This window comes from Teichococcus aerofrigidensis (assembly GCF_054073225.1).
Map to the genome: position 1 here is coordinate 1 of NZ_JBSXMU010000172.1, position 5,520 is coordinate 5,520.

The 5,520-nt window shown below is 67.1% G+C and carries 3 protein-coding genes; all 3 read right to left on the reverse strand.

The window, feature by feature from the left end; all coding sequences use genetic code 11:
* Window positions 1-79: 79 nt before the first annotated feature.
* Window positions 80-556, reverse strand: coding sequence for a 30S ribosomal protein S7 (rpsG, locus tag ACVMLK_RS19665; RefSeq protein WP_198365207.1), 477 nt, complete (start codon window positions 554-556; stop codon window positions 80-82).
* A gap of 13 nt (window positions 557-569) precedes the next feature.
* Window positions 570-941, reverse strand: coding sequence for a 30S ribosomal protein S12 (rpsL, locus tag ACVMLK_RS19670; RefSeq protein ID WP_099097356.1), 372 nt, complete (start codon window positions 939-941; stop codon window positions 570-572).
* A 362-nt stretch (window positions 942-1,303) separates the two neighbouring features.
* Window positions 1,304-5,485, reverse strand: coding sequence for a DNA-directed RNA polymerase subunit beta' (rpoC, locus tag ACVMLK_RS19675; protein WP_198365206.1), 4,182 nt, complete (start codon window positions 5,483-5,485; stop codon window positions 1,304-1,306).
* Between the last annotated feature and the right edge of the window lie 35 nt (window positions 5,486-5,520).

Genomic DNA, 5,520 nt, shown 5'->3' on the forward strand with positions numbered 1-5,520 from the left:
CGATCGTGCCAATGTTGCAGTGCGGCTTCGTCCGCTCAAACTTAGCTTTCGCCATTGTCTTCGTTCCCGATCGGGTCTGTTACCAGCGGTAGTGGCTGAAGGCCTTGTTGGCCTCTGCCATCCGGTGCGTGTCTTCGCGCTTCTTCACGGCGGTGCCGCGGTTGTTGGCCGCGTCCATCAGCTCGGAGGAAAGCCGCTCTTCCATGGTGTGCTCGCCACGCTTGCGCGCGGATTCGATCAACCAGCGGATCGCCAGGGCCTGGCGCCGCTCCGGGCGGACCTCGACCGGCACCTGATAGGTGGCACCACCGACGCGGCGCGAACGCACCTCGACGGCCGGCTTCACATTGTCCATCGCCTCATGGAACAGGCGCAGCGGATCGCTGTTGGGACCGCCCCGCTTCTTCAGCGTGTCCATGGCGGCATAGACGATCCGCTCGGCGGTGCTCTTCTTGCCGTCGTACATCAGCACGTTCATGAAACGGCTGAGCACGAGGTCACCGAACTTCGGATCGGGGAGAACTTCGCGCTTCTCGGCGCTGTGGCGACGCGACATCGCTCTTGATCCCTTACTTCGGCCGCTTCGCGCCGTAGAGCGAGCGCCGCTTGCGCCGCTTGGCGATGCCCTGCGTGTCCAGAACGCCGCGCAGGATGTGGTAGCGCACGCCCGGAAGGTCCTTCACGCGACCGCCGCGGATCAGCACCACGGAGTGCTCCTGCAGGTTGTGCCCCTCGCCCGGGATATAGGAGACGACCTCGTGGCCGTTCACCAGGCGGACCTTCGCCACCTTACGGAGAGCCGAGTTCGGCTTCTTCGGCGTGGTCGTGTAAACGCGGGTGCAAACGCCACGCTTCTGCGGGCAGCCCTGCAGCGCCGGAACCTTGTTGCGGCTCGGCTTGGGCTCACGCCCCGTGGCGATGAGCTGATTGATCGTCGGCATGACGCCCCTTCGTGACCTTCTTCGAACGCCCAGGCCCCTTGCCAAGCAAGATCGCCCGAGGAAGCAGCGCTTTCGCGCCACCCTTCGGGCTTGTCCCGCCTCCGGCCTCAGCCCGAAAAGGGCGGCGCCGGCTGCTCAGAACCTATCGTCCAGAACTCCGCAGGCCATGTCCCTATGGCGGACAAGACCCCGTCGAGGGCGCGGAACCTACGCGCCGACCCCCAATGAGTCAAGCACGCCGCGCCCCTGAACACATGAATCCGGGCCCCGACGGGGCCCGGCTCCCATGCGGCCAGCGCAGACCGCGCCGGCCACCTCAAGCCTGGCCGGCGGAGGGAGAGCTCCCCCCCGCCGGGCCTGTCCTACTCCGCGGCCTGGCTGCCGGGCTTGGGCAGAGCGCCCTGGCCCGAGGGCAGCCGCTGCCCGTCACGCTGGGCGGCCAGCGCGCGCAGACGGTTCATCACCGAGCCCGTGCCGGCCGGGATCAGGCGCCCGACGATCACGTTCTCCTTCAGCCCCGCCAGGTGGTCGACCTTGCCGGCCACCGCCGCCTCGGTCAGCACCCGGGTCGTCTCCTGGAAGGAGGCGGCCGAGATGAAGCTGGTCGTCTGCAGCGAGGCCTTGGTGATGCCCTGCAGCACCGGCTCGGCCCGCGCCGGACGCTCCTTGGCGGCGATGCGCTTCTCGTTCTCGATCTCGAACTCGATGCGCTCCACCGTCTCGCCCACCAGGAAGGTGGTGTCGCCCGGCTCCAGGATCTCCACCTTCTGCAGCATCTGGCGGACGATCACCTCGATATGCTTATCGTTGATCTTCACGCCCTGCAGTCGATAGACGTCCTGGATCTCGTTCACCAGATAGTTGGCCAGCGCCTCGACGCCCAGCACGCGCAGGATGTCGTGCGGCACGCGGGGGCCGTCGACCAGCGGGTCGCCGGCCTTCACGTAGTCGCCTTCCTGCACCGAGACGTGCTTGCCCTTCGGCACCAGGTACTCGCGCGGCACGGGGGGCTCGTCACCCACCTGCTCCGGCACCACCAGGACGCGACGCTTCGCCTTGTAGTCCTTACCGAACTCGACGCGCCCGTCGACCTCGCTGATGATCGCGTGGTCCTTCGGCCGGCGCGCCTCGAAGAGCTCGGCCACACGCGGCAGACCACCGGTGATGTCGCGGGTCTTGGAGGATTCGCGCGGCAGGCGGGCCACCACGTCGCCGGCCTGCACCTGGGCGCCGTTCTCGACCGAGAGGATCGAATCCGGCGACAGGAAGTAGCGGGCCTCGGCGCCGTTCGGCAGCTTGACGATATGGCCCTTCTCGTCCTTCAGGATGATGCGCGGCCGCAGGTCGGCACCCTTGGCCGCCTGCTTGTAGTCCACCACCACCTTGGAGGAGAGGCCGGTCACCTCGTCCTGCCGCTCGACCAGGGTCACGCCCTCGATCAGGTCGGCATATTCGACGATACCCGCCTTCTCGGTGATGATCGGCAGGGTGAAGGGGTCCCACTCCGCCAGCTTCTGGCCGCGCGTGACCTCGGCGCCATCTTCCAGCACCAGCAGGCGCGCGCCGTAGGGCACGCGGTAGCGGGCACGCTCGCGGCCATTGGCATCCGTCAGCACGATCTCGCAGTTGCGCGACATCACGATGGGAACGCCGGCCGAATTGGCCACCACGTTGCGGTTCAGCACCGAGACCGTGCCGTCGCTCGTCGCCTCGACCGCCGACTGCTCGGCGCCACGGGTCGCCGCGCCGCCGATATGGAAGGTGCGCATGGTGAGCTGCGTGCCCGGCTCGCCGATCGACTGCGCCGCGATGACGCCGACCGCCTCGCCGATATTGACCGTCGTGCCACGCGCCAGGTCACGGCCATAGCAATGGCCACAGACGCCCGACCGCGCATCGCAGGTCAGCACGGAGCGGATATAGACCTCCTCCACCCCGGCCTTCTCGATGCGCTCGGCATCGGCTTCCTCGATCAGCGCGTTGCGCGGCAGCAGCACCTCGCCCGTCGCCGGGTCGAGGATCTCGCGCTGCACCGTCCGGCCGAGGATCCGCTCGGACAGCGAGGAGACCACCTCGCCGCCATCCATCACCGCGCGCACGGTGATGCCGCGCTCGGTGCCGCAGTCGTTCTCGACGATGATGCAGTCCTGCGCCACGTCGACCAGTCGGCGGGTCAGGTAGCCGGAGTTCGCGGTCTTCAGCGCCGTGTCCGCCAGGCCCTTGCGGGCGCCGTGGGTGGAGTTGAAGTACTCAAGGACGGACAGACCCTCCTTGAAGTTCGCGATGATCGGCTGCTCGATGATCTCGCCCGAGGGCTTGGCCATCAGGCCGCGCATGCCGGCCAGCTGGCGCATCTGCGCCGGCGAGCCACGGGCACCGGAATGCGACATCATCCAGACGCTGTTGGTGACGCGGCCGACCTCCTGGCGGGAGATCTCCTTCATCATGGCGCCGGCGACCTCGTCCGTGCAGCGCGACCAGGCGTCGACCACCTTGTTGTACCGCTCGCCGGCCGTGATCAGGCCGTCCAGGTACTGCTGCTCGAACTCCTTCACCTCGGCCTTGGTGCGCGCGATGAGCCCCTCCTTCTCGGCGGGGATCATCATGTCATCCTTGCCGAAGGAGATGCCCGCCTTGGCCGCCTGGCGGAAGCCCAGCGACATCAGGCGGTCGGCGAAGATCACCGACTCCTTCTGGCCGCAATGGCGGTAGACCGCGTCCATCACGTCCGAGATGGTCTTCTTGGTCAGCTGGCGGTTGACCAGCGCATAGGGCAGCGCCGCGTCATGCGGCAGCAGCGCGCCGATCATCATCCGGCCCGGGGTGGTCACCACCCGCTCCGTGATCCGCTGGCCTTCCGCGTCCACGCCCTGACGGCGGGCGCGGATCTTGGTGTGCAGCGTCACCACGCCGGCGGCCAGCGCCTGCTCGATCTCGCCCATATCGGCGAAGGCCGGCGCCTTCTGCTCGTCGGCGACGCGGTACTCCGGCGTCTCCAGCGACAGGTAGTAGAGCCCGAGGACGATGTCCTGGCTCGGCACGATGATCGGCTTGCCGTTGGCCGGGCTGAGGATGTTGTTGGTCGACATCATCAGCACGCGCGCTTCCAGCTGCGCCTCAAGCGACAGCGGGACGTGCACGGCCATCTGGTCGCCGTCGAAGTCGGCGTTGAAGGCGGTGCAGACCAGCGGGTGCAGCTGGATCGCCTTGCCCTCGACCAGCACCGGCTCGAAGGCCTGGATGCCCAGCCGGTGCAGCGTCGGCGCCCGGTTCAGCATCACCGGATGCTCGCGGATGACCTCCTCGAGGATGTCCCACACCTCGGGACGCTCCTTCTCCACCATCCGCTTGGCGGCCTTGATGGTGGTGGCGTGGCCGTACTTCTCGAGCTTCGAGTAGATGAAGGGCTTGAACAGCTCCAGCGCCATCTTCTTCGGCAGGCCGCACTGGTGCAGCTTCATCTCCGGCCCGACGACGATGACCGAACGGCCCGAATAGTCGACGCGCTTGCCGAGCAGGTTCTGCCGGAACCGGCCCTGCTTGCCCTTCAGCATGTCGGACAGCGACTTCAGCGGGCGCTTGTTGGCCCCTGTGATGGCGCGGCCGCGGCGGCCGTTGTCGAACAGCGCGTCGACCGATTCCTGCAGCATGCGCTTCTCGTTGCGCACGATGATGTCCGGCGCCCGCAGCTCGATCAGCCGCTTCAGGCGGTTGTTGCGGTTGATGACGCGGCGGTACAGGTCGTTCAGGTCGGAGGTCGCGAAGCGGCCGCCGTCCAGCGGCACCAGCGGGCGCAGCTCGGGCGGGATCACCGGCACGACGTCGAGGATCATCCACTCCGGGCGGGCACCGCCCTCGGCGAAGCTCTCGATCATCTTCAGCCGCTTGACCAGCTTCTTGCGCTTGGCCTCGGAGGTGGTCTCCTTGAGGTCGGCGCGCAGCTGCGTGCTCTCGCGGTCCAGGTCGATGGCGGCCAGCATCTGCTTCACCGCCTCGGCCCCGATGCCGACGGAGAAGGCATCCTCGCCGAACTCGTCCTGCTTGGACTGGTACTGCTCCTCGGTCAGCAGCTGGTGCAGCTTGAGGTCGGTCAGGCCCGGCTCCAGAACCACATAGGATTCGAAGTACAGGACCTTCTCCAGCTCCTTCAGCGACATGTCGACCATCAGGCCGACGCGCGAGGGCAGCGACTTCATGAACCAGATATGCGCGACCGGCGAGGCCAGCTCGATATGGCCCATCCGCTCGCGGCGCACCTTGGCCAGCGTGACCTCGACGCCACACTTCTCGCAGATGATGCCGCGGAACTTCATCCGCTTGTACTTGCCGCACAGGCACTCATAGTCCTTGATCGGACCGAAGATGCGCGCGCAGAACAGCCCGTCCCGCTCCGGCTTGAAGGTGCGGTAGTTGATCGTCTCGGGCTTCTTGATCTCACCATAGGACCAGGAGCGGATCTGCTCCGGGCTGGCGATGGTGATCTTGATCTGATCGAACGTCATCGCCTGGCCGGTCTGGCCCAGGATCTTCATCAGCTCGTTCATGCGGCCGTCCTCTCAAGGTGAGGCCGCGCGGGGGG